This window comes from Phyllobacterium myrsinacearum (genome assembly GCF_014138285.1).
In the GTDB taxonomy this organism is placed as follows: domain Bacteria; phylum Pseudomonadota; class Alphaproteobacteria; order Rhizobiales; family Rhizobiaceae; genus Phyllobacterium; species Phyllobacterium myrsinacearum_A.
In genome coordinates this window covers 1,336,882-1,363,599 of the sequence record NZ_JACGXN010000001.1, presented here as the reverse complement: position 1 = coordinate 1,363,599, position 26,718 = coordinate 1,336,882, and the positions used below count along the sequence as shown (strand labels likewise).

Here is a 26,718-nt window from a genome sequence, read left to right as displayed (position 1 = left end):
GCTCACCATGAGGGAGAACGAGGATTGCAGGGCGTGAGGTTCTGCGATGCGGATCATTAGGTTTGCAGCCCACCCGTCTCCCTCATGGTGAGCTTGTCGAACCACGCACAATGCCCATGCAGCAATCTCCTACGTGCAAAGAAAAACCCGCCTCGAAGGGCGGGTTTGAATGTTACTCGGCGGCCACCTTGGCCATCGGATTGTTCGGGTGGGTTGTCCAGTTGGCATAATCCGGCTTGATCGGCATCTTGGTGCGCGGGTCAACGCCTGAGGTCATCGGGACCATCGTGATGCAATTGTCGACGGGGCAGACGTTGACGCAGAGATTGCAGCCCACGCATTCCTCGTCGATCACCTCGAAATGTCTAGCGCCATCGACCATTGCCGTGATGGCCTGATGCGACGTGTCCTCGCAGGCGATGTAGCAGCGGCCGCATTTGATGCAGAGGTCCTGATCGATCTGCGCCTTGGTGATGTAGTTGAGATTGAGATATTGCCAGTCGGAGACATTCGGCACGGCCATGCCGCGGAAGTCTTCGATGGAGCTGAACCCGCGTGAGTCCATCCAGTCGGAGAGACCGTCAATCATCTCCTGCACGACCTTGAAGCCATAGGTCATGGCCGCGGTGCAAACCTGCACGTTGCCGCAACCAAGGGCGATGAACTCCGCCGCATCGCGCCATGTGGTGATGCCGCCAATGCCTGATATCGGCAGGCCATGAGTCTCGGGGTCGCGGGCGATTTCCGCCACCATATTCAGTGCGATTGGTTTGACAGCCGGGCCGCAATAGCCGCCATGCGAACCACGCCCGTCTATCGAGGGATTGGGCGCAAAGGTGTCGAGATCGACCGAGACGATGGAGTTGATTGTGTTGATCAGCGACACGGCATCGGTGCCACCGGATTTCGCCGCACGGGCAGGCTTGCGCACATCCGTGATATTCGGTGTCAGCTTGGTGATGACGGGCATGCGTGTGTACTGCTTGCACCAGCGCACCACCATCTCGATATATTCCGGCACCTGGCCGACGGCAGCGCCCATGCCACGCTCGGACATGCCATGCGGACAGCCGAAATTAAGCTCGATTCCGTCAGAGCCCGTCGCTTCCACCAGCGGAAGAATGGCTTTCCAGGCTTCCTCCTCGCAAGGCACCATGATCGAGGCGATCAGTGCCCGGTCTGGCCACTTCTTCTTTACCTCGGTCATTTCGCGCAGGTTCACTTCCAGCGGCCGGTCGGTGATGAGTTCGATATTGTTCAGGCCGAGCAGGCGCCGGTCGGGGCCATGGATCGCACCGTAGCGCGGACCATTGACGTTGACGACAGGGGGGCCTTGCTCACCCAACGTCTTCCAGACCACGCCGCCCCAGCCCGCCTTGAAGGCGCGCTCCACATTGTAAGCTTTGTCGGTCGGCGGTGCGGAGGCCAGCCAGAAGGGGTTGGGGGACTTGATGCCGAGGAAATTCGATGAAAGATCAGCCATGTCGATATCCTTCAGCCAGCTATGTGGCTTGAACGGGTGGGGTGCTGCGCCGTTGCTGAGGCGTTATCCGGCTTGTCGGCCATCACGGCCTCAACGAAGCCGCTGACCTTCTCCGGTTGCTGCGTCAGGGTATGATGAATCGATTCAGCGGCAAGCTTGCCATCCTGAACCGCTGCCACAGTCAGGTCCTGGCCGCCGGCAATGCAATCGCCGCCAGCCCATATGCCGGGGATCGAGGTGCGACGGCTATCATCAACACTGATGCGTCCTTTCGACAGCGCAAGTCCGGTTCCGGCAAGAATGCTCTCGGCCGGTGTCTGGCCAATCGCCTTGAAGATCTGGTCACTGGCGAGGGTAATGCTCTCGCCCGTTGGCGCCAGCCGGCCATCCACCATGGCGGTATAATCCAGCGTGATGCCGCAGACTTCGCCGGATGCGTTGCGGGTAAGGCCGCGCGGCTGCAACCAGTGGCGGATGATCACCCCGGTTTTCAGCGCCAGTTCCTGTTCATAGGGACTGGCATTCATGCTTTCCGGACCGCGCCGATAGGCAATGATGACGTTTTCGGCACCAAGCAGCTTGGTCTGGACAGCCACGTCAATGGCGGTCATGCCGCCGCCGATGACAACGACATCGCGCCCGACAGCGATTTGTGACAGGTCCTCGCTCTGGCGCAGAACCGAGATGTAATCGACGGCGTCGAGGCAACCGGCGGCATCTTCGCCTTCAAGGCCAAGTTCGTTCACCCCTGGCAGACCCATGCCGAGGAACACCGCGTCAAAACCGGCTTTCAGTGCGTCGATGCTGATGTCCCGGCCGAGCGCCTTGTCGTTCTCGATGGTGATGCCGCCGATCTCCAGAATGAAATCGAGTTCCTTCTGGGCGAAGTTGTCGACGCTCTTATAGGCGGCAATGCCATATTCATTGAGGCCGCCGGCTTTTGGCCTCGCCTCGAAAATCGTCACGCTGTGACCGTATTTGGCAAGGCGATGAGCCGCCGACAATCCGGCAGGGCCGGCACCAACCACAGCAATGCTCTTGCCCGTGGGCTCAGCGCGCTTAAACGGATGCTGACCCTTTTCCATCAGATGGTCGGTGGCATAGCGCTGCAGAAGACCGATCTTCACCGGCTTGCCTTCAGCGGTTTCACGTACGCAGGCCTGCTCGCACAGCGTTTCCGTCGGGCAGACGCGGGCGCACATGCCGCCGAGAATGTTCTCCGCCAGAATGGTCTTGGCGGAGCCAGTGGGATTATCCGCTGCGATCTGGCGGATGAACAGGGGAATGTCGATGCCGGTCGGGCAGGCATTCATGCACGGGGCATCGTAGCAGAAATAACAGCGGTCGGATTCGACAAAGGCTTCATGCCGTGTCAATGCCGGATGCAGATCGGAAAAAACATCGATGTAGACTTCGGACTCAAGCCGTCCGGTCCTCACATCACGGATTCCAGAATCAATCGATCCCATGAAATCGCCTCTCCATTTCTGAAACTGCAACGTCCCGTTCCCTTTGGAAGCGTCGCAATTTGGTGGTGGGCCGGTTTGTCCGGCGCCTGTTGATGGAAAGAATGCCAGATTTTTACAAAAGGTCAAATTTTTTATCAAACGGTCAAGAAAATGCGATGCGGAGTGGCGGGCACTCGTGACAAGGCAGCTTGGGCGTAACAAACGTGGGGGTTAACCTATATCTTCCAGAACAAGACTTGCGCCCTTTGCACCCACCATCATCGCGGCAGCGTTGGTATTGCCCGATATGATGTTGGGGAAGATCGAGCAGTCGATGACGCGCAAGCCCTCGACACCATGAACCCGCAGGCGGGGGTTGACGACCGCCTTGGCTGGATCCGGTCCCATGCGACAGGTGGAAACCGGGTGGTAGACCGTACCGCTGCGCTTGCGAAAATCATCAATCAAAGCATCATCGCTGCTGCAATCAGGACCAGGCAACAGTTCCTCGACAATTAGTTTTGACAGGGTGGGCGTATCGGCGATTTTTCGCAGGAATTTGACCGCGTCGAGCATTTCCGCAACGTCATGCTCGGTGGAATACGCATTGGGAACGATCATGGGCGCGTCAAGCGGATTGCCGGAGCGGATATGGATCGAACCGACGCTGGTCGGGCGGCAATTGGACAGGCCGATGGAAAAGCCCGGCCAGGGATCGGGAGTGAGGATCGGCCGCTCACCTGTCTTGGGTCGCACTGTTGAAAAGGCCTGGAAATAGAGCTGCATGTTCGGCCGCGGCCGCGACGGATCGGTGCGGAAGAAACCGCCGCCTTGATTCATGCTGATCGACAAGGGCCCCGTCCGCAGCAGCAGATACTCGATGCCAACGCGCAGTTTCCCCCACCATGGACGCAGCACCTGATTGAGCGAGGCGACACTGGCCTTGTAGGTGTAATTGATACCGAGATGGTCCTGCAGGTTCTCGCCCACCTGCGCATTGTTGTGAACGATGGGTATGCCGAGTTCCTGCAAACGTGCTGCATCGCCAATACCGGACAGTTCAAGCAGTTGCGGCGAGTTGACCGAACCGCCGCACAGGATCACTTCGCGTCCCGCCTTGACCGTTTCGGCCCGGCCGTTGCGGATGAACGTGACACCACTGGCACGGTTGCCGTCAAAGGTAACACGCTCGACCATTGCGCCGGTCAGAACAGTCACATTGGCGCGCTTCATAGCGGGGCGCAGGAAAGCGCGCGCAGCGGACATGCGCCGCCCTCCTTTGGTGGTAAGCTGAAAGGGACCTGCTCCTTCCTGTGTTTCGCCGTTGAAATCAGGGTTATAGGGCAGCCCGGCTTCCTGTGCCGCCTTCAGGATCTGGTTCGCCAGCGGATGAAACAGATGCGAGCAGTCGGAGACATGGAGCGGACCGCCGCGACCAAGGCTTTTAACCGGTCCGTCATGGTCTTCCAGTTCCCGAAATATTGGCAGCACGTCATCATGGCCCCAGCCGGGATTGCCGCGGTCACGCCATTCGTCGAAATCTTCCCTGGCACCGCGCACGTAGACCATGGCATTGATCGAGCTTGATCCGCCCAATACCCTGCCGCGGGGCCAGTAATCGGCATTGCCGCCGAGGCCGGGGTCGGGTTCTGCGCGGTACATCCAGTTGACGGATTTGTCATAGAAGGTCTTGCCGTAGCCAAGGGGCATCTGTACGAAAAACCGCCGGTCCGAACCGCCGGCTTCAAGCACGAGCACCGAATGCCGCCCGCTGGCAGACAGCCGTTCGGCCACAACAGATCCGGCAGACCCTGATCCAACGATGATAAAGTCAAATGTGCGCATGAAGTCCTGGCCCGTTCATTGGGGGCAGGATATCCGGGTTGACCGCCTCAGACCCAAACGTCATTCCGCCATGGCTTATGGAAAATGCGACAGACCTGTCGAATTGTCGGTCTCTAGGCCGCAGCGGCGGCCTGGCCGAGGTTTTCGAAAAAGCGGTTTGCGAGCTTCTTTGCCCAAGATGATACCAACCAGCCGCCAAGCTGCGCGATCTTGCCGCCGACATCGGCATTGATCACATAGGCGAGCACGGTCTCGTTGCCATCCTCGATCAGGGTGACATCGCAGCCGCCTTTGGCAAAACCTGCAATGCCACCCTTTCCCTCGCCTGATATCGTGTAGGACAGCGGGGGATTAAGATTGCTTAACGTCACTTTACCGCTGAAGCGCGCCTTGACCGGACCGAGTTTGATAGCGACCGTTGCCTCGAGTTCCGTATCCGAAATCCAGTCGAGATTTTCACAGCCCGGAATGCAGGCTTTAAGAATATCCGGATCGTTCAACACTTTCCACACTGCGTCGCGTGATGCAGAAATACGTTCTTCGCCGGTCATATCCATGTTTCATGCCTTCTCTTGAGCAGGGAGGCTAAGTTGGGTGGCCCGACCTGTCCATAATTTATAAAAGATCGTTATTTGTACCAATCCATTAAATCCTGTCACAAAACATCATGATACTGGCGAGGAAGACTCTAGACCGAACAAGAACGGTGTAATAACAGGATTAAGACTTTGTGATTCCGCAGGGATGACGGGCACAAAGCACTGACCAAGTATTCCTCTACATCACTCATCTCATCAAGGGAGACTGCACATGAAATTGAAAATGGTCGCCGGCATCTCGTTGCTGGCCGTTGCGCTCGTTGGTTGCTCGAAAGCCCCTACCTGCACCCAGGAAGAGCTGACCAAAAAGGCCGGTGAAATCACCACCGCTGTTCAGCAGGTCGTTACCAAGGATCCGTCCAAGGCACAGGAAATTGTTACCAAGATGCAGGAACTGGCCACCAAATATCAGGGCCAGACCGATCTGAAAGACGCCTGCAAGGCGTATGATGAAGTTCTCGCAGCCATCAAAAGCTGATGGAGTTTTGCGCCGCAGTTCCGCCCGGATTTGCGGCGCAGACTGACCTGATGTTAAATCGGAAGAGATTCTGCTTTAGGTCGTACACTCATAAATCTGGTTGAAATGGTATGAGGCCATTTGTTCGGATACGAGGAGCAAAGACGAGGGAAATGTGGTTCATTTTTGAGGCTTTGCGACGACGGAGCCGGGCAAATGGACCATATCCTGCGGACGCCGAAACGGCTGCAAGCTGCAGTGTCGAACCGCTCGGCCGGGGGAAAGGCCCCGCCCTTCGCGCTTCTCAGAGCATGGTCCCGAAAAATTGTTCGACTTTTCGGACAAGACCATGCTCCAAATATCGATCTGCGTATGTATCTTTCGGCCCGGCCAGAGGCCGGACCGGACCATGCGCGGCATCTTCTTGCCGTTTCAGGCGCCATTTTGACAAGATTTAAGAGTGTACGACCTAAATCGATTGAAACAAAATGATTCCGGTGGCAGGTTTCTGCCTGTCAGGATCAAGGTGCGACTTCAGGAGAGAGATATGGCGACGGTGAAAGCGAACGACCTGCGTGGTTCCGTTCAGGCATTGAAAGCACACTTCAAAAGCGGCGCACCGAAAAACATGCGCGCGACCTTTGCAGAAGATCCGAAACGCTTCTCACGCTATTCCCTCAGTCTTGATGATCTTCTCCTCGACTGGTCGAAATGCCTCGTCAATGATGAGACGCTTGCCCTTCTTGCCGATCTGGCAAAGGTTGCCCATGTCGAAGCCCGGCGGGACGCCATGTTCGCCGGCGAGCCGATCAACAATACCGAAGGCCGGGCCGTTCTCCATACGGCGCTGCGCAACCGCTCCAACAAGCCGATCAAAGTCGATGGTGTGGACGTCATGCCCGGCATCAACGATGTCCTGAAACGCATGGGTGCCTATGCGGACGGACTGCGCTCGGGAACAATCAAGGGCTCGAAAAACAAGCCGATTACCGACGTGGTCAATATCGGCATCGGCGGTTCCGATCTTGGACCGGCCATGGCAACCCTCGCGCTGTCGCCCTACCATGACGGGCCGAAGACCCACTTCGTGTCCAATGTCGACGGGGCGCACATCGCCGATACGCTGAAAGACCTCAATCCGGCGACAACGCTGATCATTGTCGCCTCCAAGACCTTCACCACCATCGAAACCATGACCAACGCCCGTGCGGCGCGTAAATGGATTGCCGATGCGCTGGGTGAAAAGGCTGTCGGCCAGCACTTTGCTGCGGTTTCCACGGCGCTCGACAAAGTTGATGCGTTCGGCATTCCGGAAGACCGCATCTTCGGCTTCTGGGATTGGGTCGGTGGCCGCTATTCCATCTGGTCCGCGATCGGCCTGCCCTTGATGATTGCAATCGGACCTGAAAACTTTGGCCGTTTCCTCGATGGCGCCCATGCGATGGACGAACATTTCCGCAAGGCTGCGTTGTCCAAGAACCTGCCAATGATGCTTGGTCTGGTCGGGTACTGGCATCGGGCCATTTCAGGTTACACCAGCCGTGCGGTCATTCCATACGATCAGCGTCTGTCGCGTCTCCCGGCCTATCTGCAGCAGCTCGACATGGAATCAAACGGCAAGGGTGTTACCGTCGATGGTAAGCCGGTTTCCGGTCCCACCGGCCCGGTGGTATGGGGCGAACCCGGCACCAATGGTCAGCACGCATTCTTCCAGCTCCTGCATCAGGGAACGGACACGATCCCGCTTGAATTCATCGTCGCGGCAAAAGGCCACGAGCCGCATCTCGACAACCAGCATGAGATGCTGCTCGCCAATTGTCTGGCCCAGTCCGAGGCTCTGATGAAGGGCCGCACATTGGATGAGGCCAAAGCGCAGCTTGCTGCAAAGAATTTGCCGAAATCCGAAGTCAACCGCATTGCGCCGCACCGCGTTTTCACGGGCAACCGGCCGTCGATCACTATCGTTTATGACAAGCTGGATCCCTATGCTTTGGGTCGTCTGATCGCTCTCTACGAGCATCGCGTTTTTGTCGAAGCCCAGCTCTTCGGCATCAATGCCTTCGACCAGTGGGGTGTCGAACTTGGCAAGGAATTGGCGACGGAGCTTCTGCCGATTGTTTCCGGCGAGGTAAAGCCCAAGGACAAGGACGCATCCACGCAAGGCCTTGTCGCGCACTTGCTCAAGCGCCGCGGCAAATAGGCTATAATGGCTAAATAACCAACAGAATGGGTTTCCGGCCTTTGCTCAAGGGCCGGAACTGAAGCATTGGGAGCATTGATGAAAACCGAAACGATCCAGCTGGCCGGTGACGTGCCGGGCAACCATATCGAACTGCGCGTGCTGCGTTTTGCAGGCAAGGATGAAAAGGCTGTTACCGCCTATCTGCAATCCTCGCTTCATGGCTCAGAATTGCCCGGGCAGGCGGCTCTGCACTTCCTCATTCCCATGCTGGAGAAAGCGGAAAGGGAAGGTCGGATTGCCGGTGATATAACCGTGGTTCCCCAAGCCAACCCGATTGGCTCTGCACAATGGTTCTCGCACCAGCATCTCGGCCGGTTTGAATTCTTCTCCAACGTCAACTTCAATCGCTCGTTTCCGTTGCTTGATACATTCGATACGTCGGGGCTGGTTTCGCTTGATGGTCCGAAGCCTCTGGCTGAACGGTTGAAGGCCCAGTTGCTGCGCCTCGCTCTGCCGCATGAAATCGTGCTCGACCTGCATTGCGATGACGAGAGTGAAAACTACCTCTACATCCATCAGGCGTTTCTGCCTGAGATGTACGATCTCGCTTCGTCTCTGGGGTCAACGGCCATCCTGTCCTGGAACAGCACTGCCGATGCGGCTTTCGAGGAAGCCTGTGCTCATCCCGTGCTGCAATTGCCTGATAGCAAGCGGGATGTGAAACGGCGGGCCGTGACGACAGTCGAGTTTCGCGGACTGAGTGACGTTGATGTCGCGACAGGCAAGGCGGACGCGGAAGGACTGTACCGGTTCCTCGTCCATCGTGGCGTCGTCATCGACGCAGCCGTCAAGCTAACCGTGGATTTCAAGGGGCCGGTTACGCCTCTCGAGAATGTGGAAATGGTTCGTGCGCCGCAGGGCGGGATGGTTCTGTTTCATGTGAACATTGGTGACGAGGTTGAGGCGGGTGCAAAGCTTGTGACTGTCGTCACCATTCCCGGCGATCCTTCCGGCGACGTCACGCTGACTGCTCCACAGGCAGGTCGTATCCTTACCCGCCGCAGTCATCGCTACACGCGCCGGGGCGATGACCTTCTCAAGCTTCTGGGTTCCAAGCGCTCCGAACAGGCGCGGCCGGGCTCGCTGGAGGCCTGATGGCCCGCGCCCACCCCTCGGAAATCCGTGCCATCCTGTTTGACAAGGATGGCACGCTCGTCGATTTCAACCGGACCTGGTTCGGCATCACCATGGAACTGGCGCACAAGGCTGCCGATGGTGATGCAGCGCGTGCGCGTGCGCTCGTGGAAGCAGGCGGCTACGACTGGGAAATGGAACGGTTTCGTGGCGGCTCGGTCGTCGCGGCTGGAACGATCAACGATATTGTCGATCTCTGGCATCCGGAACTGACACTCGAAGAAAAGCGCGAACGCATCCGGGCTTATGACGAATATGCGGTGCGAGAAGGATCGCGCCGGGCCGTCGGCATAGATGGATTGCGCGAGACGCTGGAGCGGCTGGCCGCGCAAGGCTTTATCCTCGGCATCGCCACGAATGATTCCGAGGCCGGCGCGCGGGCGACCGCCGAAGCGTTGGGTCTGACCGCGTTGTTTTCGGTCATCATCGGCTATGATTCCGTTGCCCGGGCGAAACCGCACGCTGACCAGCTGGAATTGTTTGCGGCAAAGACAGGCATTCCGGCAAGTGCCGTCGCCATGGTCGGCGACAACGGCCATGATCTTGAAATGGCCCATGCGGCCGGCGCGGGATTGGCTGTCGGTGTTCTCTCCGGCAACAGCACGCTGGATGATCTGGCGTCGCTCAGTGATGCCATTCTGGGATCGATTGCCGATCTGCCTGATTTTCTGGCGGGCCGGGTTAAACTCTCGCAGGATTGATCGGTTGCAGAGCCATTGTGCGTGGTTCGACAAGCTCACCATGAGGGAGAGAGGTGCTGCAAGGCCAATCGCAGTCATTGCAGAACTTGACTTCCTGCAATCTCCATCTCCCTCATGATGAGCTTGTAGAACCACGCACTACCGATTTGCGGTGAAATCATATTGAGGAGAGCAGCGAGGCGCTGTATAGAAACCCCGTGGGCACCGTCTCATGATCTGATTGACGAAAGCAGCGGCTTTATCCCGGCACCGTCCGGAAAAGCCAGCAGGCCTTTCAAACCATAGGGTTATGACATGAACGACACTCCCGCCAGTTCCATCCATTTCGGACGTATTGCAGCCATGCTGCCGGTTGCGGATATGCAGCGCGCCCATGATTTCTACACGGGTGTCCTCGGCTTTTCCAAAACCTTCCAGAATGGTGATCCCGTTGGATTCATGATTCTGAAACGCGATAATGCCGAGCTGCACCTGACTTTGCAGAAAGACCACAAGGCCGCGCTTTTCAATGTCGTTCACATGATGGTCGACAATGTCGATGCACTGCATTCGATCTGTCAGGCGCAGGCCCTGCGCATCATCAAGGGTTTGAAGGACAAGGACTATGGCCTCAGGGCTTTTGTCTTCGAGGATTTCGACGGCAACCGCATTGATGTCGGTCAGCCGCTTTAATCTCAAAGTGCCCTGTCCTTCCCCTGAAGGACAGGGATACCCGCCTGCTTGACCGACTGCGCGCCGCAGGTAATGTCAGCTTCAGGGATATCCGCGTTCTGGCGCGAAGAGGAGATGATCATGACCGCAACAACACTTTTGGCCTTTGCTCTCGTTGCCTTCATTGGCATAGCCACGCCGGGGCCGACGGTTCTTCTGGCCTTGACCAACGGCTCGCGGTTCGGTGTGCGCCGCGCTCTGGCCGGCATGGCGGGTGCGGTCATTTCCGATTTCGTGCTGATCGGTGCCGTTGCCTTGGGGCTTGGTGCCTTGCTTGCCGCATCCGAATTCTGGTTTTCGGTGGTCAAGTGGCTCGGCGCGGGTTATCTCGCTTTTCTCGGTATAATGCTGTTGCGTTCCAAGGGAACACTCGATTTATCGCTGCGTACCGATGCCCACGAGACATCGGCAACGAGCCGCTCTATTTTCCTCAAGAGCTTTCTCGTCGCTGTTACTAATCCCAAGGGTTATCTGTTCTTCTCGGCTTTCCTGCCGCAATTCATTGCGCCCGATATGCCGCAGGTTCCGCAATACGCAGTCCTTGCCGTGATTTTCGCCACACTCGATTTTGCGATCATGTTCGGTTATGCGCTGCTTGGCGCGCAGGCGGTGCACGTCCTGAAAAAATCGGGAGCGCTTTGGCTGGATCGTCTTTGCGGCGGAGCGTTGCTGGCGCTTGCTGGCTCACTCGCCTTTTATAGGCGTGCAAACGCCTGAAAAGAAGAAAGCCGCACGGGGCGGCTTTCTATTGGTTGATCAGCCGCGCAACTCGCGCCGCAGGATCTTGCCGACATTGCTTTTCGGCAGCTCGTCGCGGAACTCGACGGTGCGGGGGCGTTTGTAATTGGTCAGCCGCTCGGCACAGAATGCCTTAACGGCTTCTTCCGTAAGCAAAGGGTCCTTGCGGACGATGAAGAGCTTGACCACTTCGCCGGAATGTTCGTTCGGAACGCCGATTGCCGCTGCCTCACGCACGCCGGGATGTTCCATTGCCACTTCTTCGATCTCGTTCGGATAGACGTTGAAGCCGGAGACAAGGATCATGTCCTTCTTGCGGTCGACGATCTTGGTGTAGCCACGTTCGTCCATATAGCCCATGTCGCCGGAACGGAAGAAGCCATCCGACGTCATGACCTTGGCTGTCTCATCCGGGCGGTTCCAGTAACCGGCCATCACCTGCGGGCCGCGGATGCAGATTTCACCGACTTCCATCAGCGGAAGTTCCTTGCCATCATCATCGCGGATGGAAAAGTCTGTCGACGGCAGCGGCGTGCCGATCGTACCGGAAAACTCCGTGGCATCGAGCCGGTTGGCCGATGCAACAGGCGATGTCTCGGAGAGGCCGAAACCTTCTGTGATCAGGCCGCCCGTTACATCGAACCAGCGATCTGCAACCGGTCTTTGCACGGCCATGCCACCACCCAGCGAGAGGATCAGATTTCTGAAGTCGAGCTTGCGGAAATCCTCATTGTTGAGAAGCCCGTTAAAGAGCGTGTTGAGGCCCGGGAAGACGTGGATAGGTACTTTTTGCAATTCCTTCACGAAGGCAGGAATGTCGCGCGGATTGGGGATCAGTACGTTGTTGCCGCCCAGCTCCATGCTGATCATCGCGTTCACGGTAAGACCGAAAATATGATAGAGCGGCAGCGCGCAGATGAATGTCAGATTGTCTGGACGACCCTTCTTGCGGAAGCCGACCTCGACCCAGAGGCGCATCTGCGTGACATTGGCCACGATATTGCTGTGAGTCAGAATCGCGCCCTTGGAAACGCCTGTTGTGCCGCCCGTGTATTGCAGGAAGGCGACATCATCACGCTTGACCTCAACTGGCTTCAGCGTGAGTGCCGCCCCTTGAGAAAGGGCGGTCTTGAAGGGCGTATGACCGGGCAGGGACCAAGCTGGTACCATTTTCTTCACACGGCGCACGACCAGATTGACGATATGGCCCTTGAGACCCAACATGTCGCCCATGGTCGCAACGACCACATGCTTGATCGGCGTGGCCGTCAGCACTTTTTGCAGTGTCGTGGCAAAGTTTTCCAGAATAATGATGGCCTTGGCACCGCTATCCTTCAGCTGGTGCTCAAGTTCGCGCGGTGTGTAGAGCGGGTTGATGTTGACGACAGTCAAACCCGCACGCAGGATTGCGGCGATAGCCACAGGGTACTGCAAAATGTTTGGCATCATCACTGCAACGCGGTCACCCTTAACCAGTCCGCGTGACTGCAGCCATGCCCCGAGATCCCGTGAATGGCGATCCATTTCTGCGTAGGTCATCGCTTTACCCATGCAGGTGAAGGATGGCCGGTTGGCATACTTCTTGTACGCGGCAGCAAAAAGTTCGTTGATGTTCTCGTGAGGCAACGGGCCAATCTCGGCAGGGACACCTTCCGGATAGGATTTCACCCACAATTTTGCTTCGGGCATCTTTGCCAGTGATACGGCTTTTGCAGGTTCTGTCCTGGCGGCTGGCGCAGCAGCTTTTGTCTTGGCTGCCGGTTTAACCGGTGCCGCCGTTTTCGCTTTTGCCGCTGGTTCTGGTATTTCGCTGGTCACAGATGCAGCGGCCTTCTTGGCGCCAACCGGCTTGGCCGTTTTTGGCGCTGCAGATGCGGCCGTTTTTGGCGCTGCGGCAGGCTTGGCCGGTGCAGCTTTTACCGTTGGCTTCGGCATTTCGCTGACAACGGGTGCATCAACTTTCTTTACAGCAACAGGCCTGCCCGCTTTAGGCGCAGATGCCTTCTTTACTGCAGCAGGTTTGGCAGGCGCCGCTTTCGGGATTGGCTTTGCGGCTGCTTTTGTTTCGGTTTTGGGAGCAGCTGCCGGTTTGGCTGGTGCTTTTACCGCTGCCTTTGGCGTCGTTGCTGTTTTGGCCTTGGCAGCAGTTTTTGGCGCGGGCTTGGCGACTGACCTCGGCGCTTCGCCGACGATAAGCGCATCAGCCTTTTTTGTTGCTGCAGGTTTGGATGCCTTGGGAGCAGGCGTCTTTTTCACGGTCGCTGGCTTGACGGGAGCCGCCTTCGCATCAGGTTTGGCCTTGCGTGCAGGCTTTGGTGTTTCACCTGTAATGGCTGCAGCCGCTTTTACTGCCGCTGGCTTGGCTGTTTTGGGTGGAGCTGCCTTGGCGATGGTTGCTGGCTTGGCGGCTGCTTTTACCCGAGCCTTGGCTGCGACCGGAGCCGTATTTGGCTTGGCAGCAGAACTGGCCTCTGTCTTGACGGCAGGTTTCGCAGCTTTGACCTCACCGGCTGGTTTGTTCGCGGCGGCTTTTGCAGTCGTGGCGGCGGGTTTCGCCGTTTTGGCTGGCGCGGCGCTGGTGCTGGCACGCTTGGCTGTCACGGATGTTTTTACCGGTGTTGTCTCTTTAGCCACATTAACCTCCCCTGATGGTTTCAGTGTAGTCTGGATCTCGGTCCTCCAACCTTAAACCCATGCTACTCAACAATTCTATCTATGGCGATAGGCGGTGCGCATGCAAGTCTTACATTGACGTAAACGTAAAATTGATTTCGGGTGAATTATCACTCCCCGTAGTGAATTCACTCTATAGGCATGATGTGGGCGCAAAGTTGCCAAGGTTCGCCTCGACAAAGCACCGGCTTTTCCTTCATTCTTTCCAGACAATCAAAATGGATTCGCCGTGGAAACAATCACCATCATTCTGCTGATGCTTCTGGCCGTTGTGGTCAGCGACTCCATCGTGCGCGTGCTGCCTTTGGCCGTACCGCTGCCTCTGGTGCAGATCGGTCTTGGCGCGGCGATTGCCTCGGTCACCACCATTCGCGTGCAGCTTGATCCTGATATTTTCTTCCTGCTGTTTCTGCCGCCACTGCTCTTTCTCGATGGCTGGCGGATTCCCAAGGAGGGTCTCTTTCGCGACAAGGGCATCATTCTGGAAATGGCGCTGGGCCTTGTCATCTTCACGGTGATTGGTGTCGGCTTTTTTGTGCACTGGATGATCCCGTCCGTGCCGTTGCCCGTAGCCTTCGCATTGGCTGCGATTGTCTCGCCGACCGATCCGATTGCCGTTTCGGCCATTGCGGCACGCGTGCCTATTCCATCCCGCATGATGCATATTCTCGAAGGGGAATCCCTGCTGAATGACGCATCGGGCCTTGTCTGCATGCGCTTTGCGGTGGCTGCGATGCTGACCGGCAGCTTCTCGATCACCGAGGCATTTTTCACCTTTCTGTGGCTCGCCTTCGCCGGCATCGCCATCGGCATTGGCGTGACTATTGGTGTCACGCGCGGCAAGGCATTCCTCGCCCGCAAGCTTGGTGAGGAAAGCGGGTCGCAAATCCTTATCAGCCTGCTCATCCCCTTCGGCGCCTATCTTTTGGCGGAACATGTCCATGCCTCCGGTATCCTTGCGGCGGTAGCGGCCGGTATCACCATGAGTTATGCCGAGAACGCCACCCAGTCCATGGCGCTCACCCGTGTGCGGCGTACGGCCGTCTGGGACACGGCACAGTTTGCTGCCAATGGTGCAATCTTCGTATTGCTCGGCGAGCAGCTGCCGGGTATTTTCTCCGGTGCGGTCAAGAACGTGCAGCACGGCGAGAGCAGCCCCTGGTGGCTATTGGTCTACGTCGTGGTGATCTATGCCGCTCTGGCCGCGTTGCGTTTTCTCTGGGTCTGGGTGTCATGGCGCGTGACGATGGCTCAACGCAGGAGACAGGGCGAGACCGTCGTCAAGCCAAGCTGGCAATTGGTTGCTGCCATGTCGTTTGCCGGTGTTCGTGGTGCCATCACCCTTGCGGGTATCCTGACTCTCCCCTTGTTCCTTTATGACGGCTCGTTGTTCCCAGCCCGTGATCTCGTCATTTTCCTCGCGACTGGCGTCATCATCCTGTCGCTGGTTATGGCCAGCATAAGCCTGCCGCGTCTGTTGCGAAACATTGATCTGCCGATCGAAGACTCAAACCAGCGCGAGGAGGACTATGCCCGTATTGCTGCGGCAGAAGCTGCGATTATGGCAATCGAGCGTGCTCAGCACAGCCTGGCATCGGGCCGGGCCGATGCCGATATGTATACGGATGTCGCCAACCACATCATGGAGCTTTACCGCAAGCGTATTGACGGGCGTATGCAGCTTGGCGAAGAGCGCGAAGAGGTTGCGCGCGGCGAAGAGATTGAAAAACTGTTGCGCGTTACCGCGCTCAGGGCGGAACGGCAGGAGATTCACCGCCTTGTAAGGGCACGGCGGCTGGAGAGCACGATTGCCACGAAAATGGTGCGGGATATCGACCTACTGGAAGCCCGCTTCCAGTAGGTGTTATTTCAAGCCGTCGTTAGTTCCAGTCGTCAGGAATCTGACGCACGGCACCCCTGGCGGCACTGGTTGCCATGGCGCCATAAGCGCGCAGAGCCGTGGTGATTTTGCGCTTGCGCTTTTCTTCCGGTTTCCAGGCTGCGGTGCCCTTGGCTTCCATCCGTGCCCGGCGTTCGGCTAGGACAGCATCGTCAACGGCCAGATGAATCCCGCGATTTGGAATGTCGATATCGATAATATCACCATCCTCAACCAGACCGATGAGGCCGCCTTCCGCGGCCTCCGGTGAAACGTGGCCGATGGAAAGACCGGATGAACCGCCAGAGAAGCGACCATCGGTGATGAGCGCGCAGGCTTTGCCAAGACCCTTCGACTTGAGATAGCTGGTCGGATAGAGCATTTCCTGCATCCCCGGTCCGCCGCGCGGTCCCTCGTAGCGGATCAGCACGATGTCGCCTGGCTTGATGCCGCCATTCAAGATGCCGAGAACTGCCGTGTCCTGGCTCTCGAAGATGCGGGCAGGGCCGGAGAATTTCAGGATTGAATCGTCGACACCCGCCGTTTTGACGATGCATCCATCTTCCGCCAGATTTCCGTAAAGAACAGCGAGACCGCCATCCTTGGAATAGGCATGTTCGAGATTGCGGATGACGCCCTTTTCGCGGTCGAGATCGACATCGGCAAAACGACGTTCCTGACTGAACGCAACCTGGGTCGGGACGCCACCTGGGGCTGCCTTGAAGAAATCATGCACGGACTGGTTCTTGCTGCGCACAACATCCCAACGGTCGAGCGCCGCACCAAGATTGGCCGCGTGTACCGAATAGACGGATGTATCGAGCAGTCCGGCGCGGTCGAGTTCGCCAAGGATGCCCATGACGCCGCCCGCATGGTGCACGTCTTCCATATGTACATTGGCGACAGCGGGCGCCACCTTGCAAAGGACGGGAACACGGCGGGACAGGCGATCAATGTCGCTCATGGTGAAATCAACTTCGCCCTCATGGGCGGCGGCCAGCAAATGCAGAACCGTGTTGGTTGAGCCGCCCATGGCGATATCGAGCGTCATGGCATTTTCGAACGCCGCGAAAGAGGCAATCGAACGTGGCAGCGCGGTCTCGTCGTCCTGCTCGTAGTAGCGGCGGGCGAGATCGACCACGAGATGGCCGGCCTCGACGAACAGGCGGCGGCGGTCCGCATGGGTGGCCAGCGTGGAGCCATTGCCCGGCAGTGACAAGCCGAGCGCTTCGGTAAGGCAGTTCATCGAATTGGCAGTGAACATACCGGAGCATGAGCCGCAGGTCGGGCAGGCGGAACGCTCGATCGCCTTCACTTCCTCATCGGAAATACGGTCATCGGCGGCAGCAACCATGGCGTCGACCAGATCGAGCTTCTTTTCCTTGTCTTCCCAGACAACCTTGCCGGCTTCCATCGGTCCACCCGAAACAAAGACAACCGGAATATTGAGGCGCAATGCAGCCATGAGCATGCCGGGAGTGATCTTGTCGCAATTGGAAATGCAGACCATGGCATCGGCGCAGTGGGCGTTGACCATGTATTCGACACTGTCGGCGATGATTTCGCGTGAAGGCAGCGAATACAGCATGCCGTCATGGCCCATGGCGATGCCGTCATCGACGGCAATGGTGTTGAATTCCTTGGCGACGCCGCCGGCGCTTTCGATTTCACGCGCTACGAGCTGGCCGAGGTCCTTCAGGTGCACGTGGCCGGGCACGAACTGGGTGAACGAGTTGACCACTGCAATAATCGGCTTGCCGAAATCCTCATCTTTCATGCCGGTCGCGCGCCAGAGCCCGCGGGCTCCTGCCATGTTGCGGCCATGTGTGGTTGTGCGTGAACGATAAGGAGGCATTGTCGAAAATCCTGCTGGTAACGGGCGAGGGAGCTCTCTTACAGAAAAAGTGCTTCCATGGCAAAAGATTGGAATTTTGTTGCCTAAAGCGGGCGTGTTTTATTGCATTGATTACATAATGCAGATGCCGCACGCGTGAAACGAGACGTAATGTCTCGCCCCGTTAGGCCGCCTCAGAATGCGGTGAAAGTCAGCGTCGTCAGGGAGCGGGCAATTCCGGCAATATCGAGCACATTGATGTTGATGAACTTGCCGATATCCTGATCTTCGGGAATGTAGATCTTAGCCAGAAGGTCAAACTCGCCACTGGTCGAATAGAGCTCGGACACAATTTCGCGCTCGAACAGGGTTTTTGCAACTTCGTACGTCTTACCCGGTGCGCATTGCAGTTGCAGAAAGACAGGCTTCATGAATTCCTCCGGAAGGTTACGCCATTTTCATCCAGCATAATTGCTGCGGCGCTTCTTAGCCAGTTGTTCTCTCCTCGCAACTGCGATATATGTCGCGCGTTCGCACAGACTATCTGGGAGAGACCGGTAAAACCGGCGCCGATGGAGCAACCGCCCCGGAAACTCTCAGGCAAAAGGACCAGAATAGTCTAGAACATCTGGAGAGAGGCATGGTCCGCAAGGGGTATGCCCACCGAAGGAGAAAGCCCTGCCCGGTCGCATGATCGGAAAACGGTGCCGACGACACGGGTGACAAACACCCGGCGGGCGCTCAAAGGGCCAAGCTCTCAGGTTCCGTGACAGATGGGGTTTCGTGCCGTTGTGAACGGCGAAACTGAAACCATGTGTTGCTTGAGGACTGTTATACCATGACCCACATCGCCATTATCGGCGCCGGTATCACCGGCGTAACGACCGCCTATGCGCTTGCCCGTCAGGGCTATTCCGTCACCGTGTTCGACCGCAACCGCTATGCGGCAATGGAAACATCCTTCGCCAATGGCGGTCAGCTCTCAGCATCCAATGCGGAAGTGTGGAACAGCTGGTCGACTGTGCTCAAGGGCATGAAGTGGATGCTGCGCAAGGATGCACCGCTGCTGATGAACCCGAAGCCTTCCTGGCATAAATACTCCTGGATGGCGGAATTCGTGATGAACATCCCGCATTATGAAGAAAACACTATTGCCACGACGAAGCTCGCCATTGAAGCGCGCAAGCGCATGTTCGAAATCGCTGCGGATGAGAAGATCGATTTCGATCTGGAGAAACGCGGCATCCTGCACATTTACCGTTCGAAATACGGCTACGACCATGCCGCCAAGGTCAACAGGCTTCTGGAAGCTGGTGGTCTTGATCGTCGTGCTGTCACCAATGAAGAAATCCGCAGTATTGAGCCCGCCCTGAACGGCTCGTTCTATGGCGGCTTCTTCACCCCGTCCGATTCAACAGGCGATATCCACAAGTTCACACGCGGCCTTGCAGCCGCATCCGTCCGTCATGGCGTGCGCTTTGTTGGTGATGCCGACGTAACGGCGCTGAAGCATGGCACTGACGGCGTTGTGGTCGAATGGAGCGCAGCATCGGTTGCCAATGCGCCAACCGAGACCGAACGTTTTGATGCCATTGTCATCTGCGCTGGTATTGCCAGCCGCAAATTTGCCGCCCAGTTGGGTGACCGCGTCAACATCTATCCGGTGAAGGGCTATTCGATCACGGTCAATCTGGACGATGCCGAGAGCCAGTCATCGGCCCCTTGGGTCAGTCTGCTCGACGATGATGCGAAGATCGTCACCAGCCGTCTCGGTGCTGGCCGCCTGCGCGTGGCCGGCACCGCCGAATACAATGGTGAGAACCGTGACATCCGCCATGACCGCGTCAAGCCGCTGGTTGACTGGAGCCGTGATCTCTTTCCGGGCATGGACACATCCAATGTCGTGCCATGGGCAGGCCTGCGTCCGATGATGCCGAACATGCTGCCGCGCGTTGGTGCGGGCAAGCGTCCGGGCGTGTTCTACAATACCGGTCATGGCCATCTCGGCTGGACGCTGTCGGCAGCCACAGCAGAAATCGTCACCGGCCACATCAGTGCGGCCATACCTGTCGATACGAAGTCGCAGGCCGGCTGGCTCGCCGCCGCGGAATAAATGGCTCAAGAGCGCCTGTCGGTTCAGGCGCTCTTGTCGTGTTGGGGTGGCGTCGGGCAAACTATTGCATCCGCCACATAAAAAGTGATTGCAGCTGTGGGCGTGATTGTATCGCGGTTTTGTGGCCATATGGCCACTAACACTGGGTTGCAGCACCATTCCGGTGCCATTGCGGGTTGGCCAGCTTTTACCGGCATGTTATCGTTTTCTTAAGCTCGAAGGGCGAATTTTATCAATTGTAGGCGGCGTGCACGCGTTCCCTGCAGTGTATGTTTGTGTTCTGATGTGTAGGGAATTTGCTGGTTGATGGACTTCAAGCGCCCACAGGCCAGTTGTTTCGGTGCCGCATTGCTGGCCCTTACGGCTTTTGTCTCGCCTGCTCAGGCCTTTGATCTTTTCGGCGTTCATCTCTGGGGCGCCAAGAAGGAAGACGATGCCGATTCGGTTATCGCTGATCCGCAGAAATACACAGTCGAAACCGCGGCTTCCACGAGTGACGAGACAACGAAACTTGTTGAAGGTGCCTCAAGCCTTTTTGCCGACAAGGAAAAACCTGCCTCCGGTGCGGCGGGTCTGCTTGCCAAGGCGCGCGGTGATTATCGCCGCATTCTCGGTGCGCTTTACGCCGATGGCCGTTATGGCGGCACCATCAGCATTCAGGTCGATGGCAAGGAGGCGAGTGACATCCCGCCCGATGCCGTTCTTTCGGAGCCGGCGAAAGTCGTTATTTCAGTCGAACCCGGATCCCAGTTCCTGTTCGCGACTGCGCGCGTCAAGAACATGGCGCCGCCGACAGTGGATCCGAAGGACTTTGTCGAAAGCCCCGAGAAGGAAGGTTACGTCGCCGGCGAGATCGCCCGGTCTACGACCATTGTCAAAGCCGAGCGGCTCGTGGTTGACGCTTGGCGTCAGCAGGGGCACCCGAAGGCGAAGATTCTCAGCCGGGAGGTCATCGCCGATCATGAGAACAATCGGGTCGATGCGACCATCGATGTCGATCCCGGCGGGCGGGCGGGGTTTGGTCCGGTACAGGTCAAAGGCACCGAACGTATGGACCCCGAGTTCGTCGCCTTCATCACCGGTCTGCAACCGGGCCAGGAATATGATCCTGATGAAATCGAACGCGCCAAGAAACGCCTGTCCCGCCTCGAAGTCTTCCGTTCGGCGCGGATTGAGGAAGGCGATGCCATCGGCAGCGACGGCTTGTTACCCATCACCGTGGCTGTACAAGAGCAGAAACTGCGCCGCTTCGGTGCGGGCGGCAGTTATTCGACACTGGACGGTCTTGGGCTAGAGACATACTGGCTGCATCGCAATCTGTTTGGCCGGGCGGAGCGCTTGCGCATTGATGCCAAGATTGGCGGCATTGGCGACCAGTCCTATGATCCTTCGGAATACAGCTATCTCCTAGGCGCCAGTTTCACCAAGCCCGGTGTCTATACACCAGACACGGACTTCATCGCGTCACTGATTGGCGAGCGCAAGGTTCTCGACGCCTATACGCAGACCTCCATCACCGCAAATGCCGGGTTCACCCAGATTTTCTCCGATGAATTGTCTGGCAAGATCACCGCCAATGTTGCCAAATCGCAATTCGAGGACGACTTCTTCGGTACCCGGGATTTCCTGACTGTCGGATTGATTGGCGGTCTCACCTACGACAGCCGCAACAGCAAGGTTGATCCGGCGCGTGGTTTTTATCTGGAAGGTCTTCTGTCTCCCTTCTACGAGGTCGAGTATGGTAACTTCGCCACCAAGTTCACGGCAGAAGGCCGTACCTATTTCGGCTTTGGTACGGATGACCGGTTCGTGCTGGCCAGCCGCCTGAAACTGGGCAGCATCGTGGGCGCGGAGATTGCCGAATTGCCCTCGGACGAGCTTTTCTTTGCCGGTGGCGGCGGTTCGGTGCGGGGGTACGCTTATCGCAACATCGGTGTGAACGTTGAACGCAACGGCGATCATTATGTCATCGGCGGACGGTCGCTTGTCGAAGGATCGGTTGAGGCCCGCGCCAGGATAACGAATACAATCGGTGCTGTCGCCTTCGTGGACGCCGGTTATGTGGGCGAAGAATCTTTCCCTGACTTTGCCGAGCAACTGCGCGTCGGCGTCGGTGCTGGTATTCGCTATAATACGGGCTTGGGCCCGATCCGCTTCGATGTGGCCATGCCACTCGACCGGCGGGAAAATGACCCCAGTATTGCTTTCTACGTTGGTATAGGACAGGCGTTTTGACCCGGATACTCGCAGTCATATTCCTTCTGCTTTTTGCAGCACCGGCTTTGGCGCAAGATAGCGCCGAAGCGGAGAAATCTTATTTCCTCAGCTTTGTCGAAGAGCAGCTGTCGACCCCCAACCGGCAGATAGCGATTTCCGACATTCAGGGTGTGCTTTCCTCGGAAGCTAATATTGGCTCGATCACTATTGCCGATCGTGAAGGCATCTGGTTGCGCATCACCAACGCCAAGATTGTCTGGAGTCGTCTGGCGTTGTTGCGTGGTCGTCTCGATATCAACAGTCTCGGCGCGGAGCGCATCGATATTATCCGCAAACCGCTGCCGGACGAGAGCCTGCCTTCACCTGAAGCGAAGGGGTTCAGCCTGCCGGAACTGCCGCTGGCAGTTATCCTCCAGGATTTGCAGGTCGGCCGGATTGCTTTTGGCGACAATGTTTTCGGGCTCAAGTCGGAAATTTCTCTCGCCGGTAATATCACCCTTGATAGCGGATCACTGGATTCGAACCTCAAGGTGCAACGTCTCGATGGACCGGGCGGTGATTTCGCTATCAAGGCTGCCTATGCCAATGCAAGCCAGAAGCTTGATCTCGATCTGTCGCTGAATGAACCGCAGAACGGAATTGCCGCCAATCTTCTCAACATCGAGGGCCGCCCGCCCGTGGCGCTGTCCCTGAAGGGTTCCGGTCCGTTGAGCGATATCGCTCTGCAACTGACACTGGACGCGGCAGGCAAGCGTGTACTGACGGGCGATACACAGATCAACCGGCAGGGTGAAGGACTTGGTTTCAAAACCACCCTTGATGGTCAGATCGCCATGCTGGTTCCACCGCTCTTCCGCGACTTTTTCGGCAATGATACGGCTCTGGTGGTCAATGGCGTGGTTCGCGATGCGGGTGGCGTCTCGCTTGACCGCTTTAACATCAAGAGTGCCGCCCTGTCGGTGGATGCGACAGGCGATACCACCAATGACGGATTTCTCCGTCGTCTGAAAGTAGATGCTTCCATTGCCGATCCCACCGGCAAGAAAGTCATCCTGCCAGTTGCAGGCGGCCAAACGACTGTCGACAAGGCGGTGCTGGCGGTTTCCTTTGGCACAAGCGCCAACAATGGCTGGTCGAGCACAATCGATGTGACCAATCTCACCACCAGCAGTTTTGCATCCAAGTCGGTCAATCTTGTTGCCAAAGGCTTGGCGGAAAACCTCGACAATCCAGCGGCCCGTTCGCTTACCTATGATGTAACCGGTGATGTATCGGGGATCACGGCAAAGCGTGCCGATATCGCCAAGGCACTGGGCGAGTTGATACAGCTGAAGATCAATGGGGATTGGAAGGCTGGAACGCCGGTCAATCTCAAACAGGCACTTGTTGCTGCCAATGGATTCAGCACATCGCTCGCTGGTACCATCGACAAGTTTATTTACAACGGCGACATATTGGTCAAGGCATCAAGCATTTCCCCGTTTTCAGAACTTGCCGGACGCGATCTTGCCGGTTCGCTCGATCTGAAAGCAAATGGCGCTGTCGAAGCGCTGACAGGTGGTTTCGATCTGATGCTGGATGGGCACGCGACCGGCATGAAGCTCGGTATCGATTCAGCCGATCGTGTGCTCGAGGGTGAAACCCGCATTACGGGTGGTCTTGCCCGTGGCGAGGCCGGCCTCAGTGCAAAAAACTTCCGCGTCGAAAATCCGCAGACCTTGGTCACCGCCAATGGCACCTTTGCGACGGGCACCGCCAATTTTGATTTCGGTCTCGACCTTACCGATCTGGCGCTCCTGTCGGAGAAGGCAAATGGTGGGCTCAAGGTCAAAGGTAGCGCGCGGGGCAGTGACAATATCATCGCCCTTGCTTTCAATGCGGGCGTACCGGACGGCGAGCTCTCCGGCCGTAAGCTCACGGAAGGCGCATTCTCGTTCAACGGGTTGCTGCTCAAGGGCGCGCTCGATGGCAAGGTATCGGGTCTGGCTTTCCTTGATGGCGTTCGGGCGGACCTTGCGACAGAATTTGCGCTTCACAAGGATGAAAAACGCCTGAGCAATGTGCAGTTCATCGCCGGTGGAACACGCCTGCGCGGTGACGTGACCCAAGACAAGAAGGGCCTTCTTCAGGGTAACCTGACCCTTGCTTCCAGTGACGTGTCGACGGCCGCAGCGCTGTTCCTCGTCGAAGCGACAGGCAAGGCTAATGCTGCCATTACGCTTGCCCATGATGACGAGAAACAGAATATTGACGTCAAGGGCGACATCGACGGGCTGAAGGCCAGTAATGTTGTTGTTGGCAAGGCAGCGATTGCGCTGGCGGCGCAGGATATTTTCAAGGTTCCTTCCGCCAACGGGACGGTGACGGCCACGACGGTATCGGCCGGAGGCGTCGATATTTCCACCTTGGACGCTCAGGCGACTCAGGAAGGCAAGACCACCGATTTCAAGCTGAACGCGGAACTGAAAAATGGTGCGAAAACGTCGGTTGGCGGGTCGCTTGAACCGACGGACAAAGGCTTTCTCCTGTCGCTGGCCAATGCAGACCTGACCCGTGGTGCGCTTGCTGCCCGGCTGGTCCAACCAGCTGCGATCAATGTCGCGGGCAGCAACGTTTCCTTCGGTGATATTATTCTCGATATCGGCAAGGGCAAAGTGACCGTGCGCGGTGATGTGGCCGAAACGCTTGATCTTGCGGTTGCGATCGACAAGCTGCCGCTCGACATCGCCAATACGGTCAAACCGGATCTGGGCTTGGGCGGCGAAATCAACGGCACGGCGAAGATCGGCGGCACGCGCAACAAACCCGATGTGAACTTTAACATGCAGGCTCGCGCCATCACGGCGGCGATGCTGAAGAAGGCCGGGCTTGATGGCCTCAATCTGGATGCTAAGGGAACATCGACCACCGACCAGCTCAATGTCGATGCACGCCTGACCGGCGCTAACGGGCTCGATGCGTCTGCCAAAGGGGCGGTTCCTTTGACACAGGGGCAGCTTGCCATTGACCTCACGCTCGGCAACCTGCCGCTTCGCGCATTGAACGGCGTGGTCAAGGACCAGAATCTGGCTGGTAATGTTACCGGCAGCGGGCGTGTAACCGGGACTTTGCAAAAGCCCAATGCGGAATTTGACCTCAAGGGTTCCGGCTTGTCCGCCAAGCCTTTGCAGGAGGCTGGCCTTGCACCGTTGCAACTTGCCGCAGCGGGACATTTTGCTAACGATACCTTGACCCTGTCTTCAGCCAAAGCGGACGGCCCGCAAGGTTTCACCGTTTCCGCAAGCGGCAATGTACCGGTGTCCGGGTCGGGGCTTGGTATCAACGTAACTGGCAATATTCCTCTGTCACTTGCCAATCGTTTTCTTGCCGATCGCGGTACGCAGGCAAAGGGTAATATTGACGTGACGGCTTCCGTTTCGGGGAGCTTCCAGCAGCCGCTCATTCGTGGCATGTTTTCGGCCAATGGCGCTGAGGTGGTCGATCCCGAAACCAACCTGCGTCTGCAGCGCATTACCCTGCTTGGCAGTATGGAGGGGCAGACCGTCACCATTCGCACGCTTAGTGCAGGGCTATCCACCGGAGGCACCGTCAGCGCTACTGGTACGATCTCCACTGATGCTGCGGCTAACTTCCCGGCTAATATTCAGATCAAGCTCGACAAGGCGCGTTATGCCGATGGCAATATGGTTGTTGCCACGCTGACAGGTGCCCTCGGCATCAATGGTCCGTTGACGCGTGATCCGTTGATCGCCGGCAATATCAATATCGATCGCGCGGAGATCAGTGTTCCCGAAAGCTTTGGCGGTTCGTCGGCTGTCATCGACGTCAAACATAAAAAGACACCCAAGGCTGTCGCACAGACGCTCAAGCGAGCAAAGGCTGATCAACCGGTCGTTGCAACACCAACGGCGCGGCCAAGCGTTGTGCGGCTTGACATCAATGTCACGGCACCGAACAGGATTTTTGTACGCGGCCGTGGTCTGGATACGGAAATTGGCGGCTCGGTGCGTCTTACCGGTCCTGCCACGAATATCCAGCCGGTCGGTGCGTTTGATCTGATACGCGGTCGCCTCGAAATACTGGGGCAGCGGATTACTTTTACCGAGGGGCAGGTGACTCTCGTCGGCGATCTCGATCCCGAACTGAATTTTGTCGCCAGCACGACGAACAGCGACACCACGGTCAATGTAGCGGTCAAGGGCCGCGTTTCCGATCTCAACATCACTTTCTCGTCGCAGCCGGAACTGCCGCAGGACGAGGTGTTGGCACGTCTGATCTTCAACCGTTCCATCAGCGAGTTGTCGCCATTGCAGATCGCGCGTCTTGCTGCCGCCGCAGCGGAGCTGGCTGGCGGGTCGAATTCATCGTTGCTCGACAGTCTGCGCAAAGGGACGGGGCTCGATGATCTTGATGTGACTACCGACAGCGAAGGCAATGCGGGGGTTCGTGCCGGTCGCTACATTCGCGACAATGTCTATCTCGGCGTGGAGGCCGGTGCCGCTGGCAAGACCAAGGGCACAATCAACCTTGATGTGACGCCGCAGCTCAAGGCCAAGGGCTCCGTGGGCAGCGACGGTGACTCGGGAGCCGGTTTGTTCTTCGAGAAGGATTATTGATAGGCGGTTGCACGTCTACAATAGTCGA

At 57.5% G+C, this 26,718-nt stretch carries 17 protein-coding genes and 1 riboswitch; of the genes, 10 read left to right on the top strand and 7 right to left on the bottom strand.

The genetic code is table 11. From position 1 onward, the window contains the following. Nucleotides 1–172: 172 nt before the first annotated feature. The 4 genes from preA to FHW16_RS06725 all read right to left on the bottom strand — a co-directional run bounded on the left by preA (nt 173) and on the right by FHW16_RS06725 (nt 5,333). On the bottom strand, nt 173–1,483 hold the full coding sequence (preA, locus tag FHW16_RS06740) for an NAD-dependent dihydropyrimidine dehydrogenase subunit PreA (protein ID WP_182548328.1): 1,311 nt from the start codon (nt 1,481–1,483) through the stop codon (nt 173–175). 11 nt (nt 1,484–1,494) lie between these two features. Then, nucleotides 1,495–2,952 carry an NAD(P)-dependent oxidoreductase gene (locus tag FHW16_RS06735; RefSeq protein WP_182548327.1) on the bottom strand — a complete coding sequence of 486 codons (1,458 nt, stop codon included), beginning with the start codon at nt 2,950–2,952 and terminating at the stop codon, nt 1,495–1,497. A 210-nt stretch (nt 2,953–3,162) separates the two neighbouring features. Next, entirely contained in the window at nt 3,163–4,776 is a 1,614-nt protein-coding gene (locus FHW16_RS06730; protein ID WP_182548326.1) for a GMC family oxidoreductase, read from the bottom strand. 113 nt (nt 4,777–4,889) lie between these two features. Next, complete coding sequence (locus tag FHW16_RS06725; protein WP_182548325.1) at nt 4,890–5,333, bottom strand: CoxG family protein; 444 nt, start codon at nt 5,331–5,333, stop codon at nt 4,890–4,892. 253 nt (nt 5,334–5,586) lie between these two features. On the opposite strand from FHW16_RS06725, the gene FHW16_RS06720 reads away from it, so the two are divergent. From FHW16_RS06720 to FHW16_RS06695, 6 genes are all read left to right on the top strand, one after another. Further along, nucleotides 5,587–5,853 carry a hypothetical protein gene (locus FHW16_RS06720; protein ID WP_182548324.1) on the top strand — a complete coding sequence of 89 codons (267 nt, stop codon included), beginning with the start codon at nt 5,587–5,589 and terminating at the stop codon, nt 5,851–5,853. A gap of 550 nt (nt 5,854–6,403) precedes the next feature. Beyond that, nucleotides 6,404–8,032, top strand: a complete 1,629-nt coding sequence (pgi, locus tag FHW16_RS06715; RefSeq protein ID WP_432652011.1) for a glucose-6-phosphate isomerase — start codon at nt 6,404–6,406, stop codon at nt 8,030–8,032. 78 nt (nt 8,033–8,110) lie between these two features. After that, entirely contained in the window at nt 8,111–9,169 is a 1,059-nt protein-coding gene (locus FHW16_RS06710) for a succinylglutamate desuccinylase/aspartoacylase domain-containing protein (RefSeq protein ID WP_182548322.1), read from the top strand. After that, nucleotides 9,169–9,909, top strand: a complete 741-nt coding sequence (locus FHW16_RS06705; protein WP_182548321.1) for an HAD family hydrolase — start codon at nt 9,169–9,171, stop codon at nt 9,907–9,909. Before FHW16_RS06710 ends, FHW16_RS06705 begins: the two co-directional genes overlap by 1 nt. Before the next feature lie 294 nt (nt 9,910–10,203). After that, nucleotides 10,204–10,581, top strand: coding sequence for a glyoxalase superfamily protein (locus tag FHW16_RS06700; protein WP_182548320.1), 378 nt, complete (start codon nt 10,204–10,206; stop codon nt 10,579–10,581). Between the two features lie 120 nt (nt 10,582–10,701). Then, nucleotides 10,702–11,337: a LysE family translocator gene (locus FHW16_RS06695; RefSeq protein WP_182548319.1), complete on the top strand. Its 636-nt coding sequence runs from the start codon at nt 10,702–10,704 to the stop codon at nt 11,335–11,337. Nucleotides 11,338–11,376: 39 nt separating this feature from the next. On the opposite strand, the gene FHW16_RS06690 is transcribed toward FHW16_RS06695, so the two are convergent. Beyond that, entirely contained in the window at nt 11,377–13,293 is a 1,917-nt protein-coding gene (locus FHW16_RS06690) for a long-chain-fatty-acid--CoA ligase (protein WP_182548955.1), read from the bottom strand. Between the two features lie 967 nt (nt 13,294–14,260). Between FHW16_RS06690 and FHW16_RS06685 the strand changes: the two genes are divergently transcribed. Beyond that, nucleotides 14,261–15,892 (top strand): Na+/H+ antiporter, encoded by a 1,632-nt coding sequence (locus tag FHW16_RS06685; protein WP_182548318.1) that lies wholly within the window; start codon nt 14,261–14,263, stop codon nt 15,890–15,892. 19 nt (nt 15,893–15,911) lie between these two features. On the opposite strand, the gene ilvD is transcribed toward FHW16_RS06685, so the two are convergent. Together ilvD and FHW16_RS06675 are read right to left on the bottom strand one after the other, a co-directional pair. Then, nucleotides 15,912–17,765, bottom strand: coding sequence for a dihydroxy-acid dehydratase (gene ilvD, locus FHW16_RS06680; protein ID WP_182548317.1), 1,854 nt, complete (start codon nt 17,763–17,765; stop codon nt 15,912–15,914). A gap of 173 nt (nt 17,766–17,938) precedes the next feature. Continuing rightward, nucleotides 17,939–18,175 carry an Lrp/AsnC ligand binding domain-containing protein gene (locus FHW16_RS06675; protein WP_182548316.1) on the bottom strand — a complete coding sequence of 79 codons (237 nt, stop codon included), beginning with the start codon at nt 18,173–18,175 and terminating at the stop codon, nt 17,939–17,941. A gap of 104 nt (nt 18,176–18,279) precedes the next feature. Continuing rightward, nucleotides 18,280–18,366: riboswitch (glycine riboswitch) on the top strand. A 216-nt stretch (nt 18,367–18,582) separates the two neighbouring features. Here FHW16_RS06675 and FHW16_RS06670 point away from each other — a divergent pair. From FHW16_RS06670 to FHW16_RS06660, 3 genes are all read left to right on the top strand, one after another. After that, a complete protein-coding gene (locus FHW16_RS06670; protein WP_182548315.1) occupies nt 18,583–19,857 on the top strand; it encodes a D-amino acid dehydrogenase in 1,275 nt (424 codons plus the stop codon). A 306-nt stretch (nt 19,858–20,163) separates the two neighbouring features. Continuing rightward, a complete protein-coding gene (locus FHW16_RS06665; protein WP_182548314.1) occupies nt 20,164–22,092 on the top strand; it encodes an autotransporter assembly complex protein TamA in 1,929 nt (642 codons plus the stop codon). Continuing rightward, on the top strand, nt 22,089–26,690 hold the full coding sequence (locus tag FHW16_RS06660) for a translocation/assembly module TamB domain-containing protein (protein ID WP_182548313.1): 4,602 nt from the start codon (nt 22,089–22,091) through the stop codon (nt 26,688–26,690). The genes FHW16_RS06665 and FHW16_RS06660 overlap by 4 nt, the downstream gene beginning before the upstream one ends. Nucleotides 26,691–26,718: the final 28 nt, after the last annotated feature.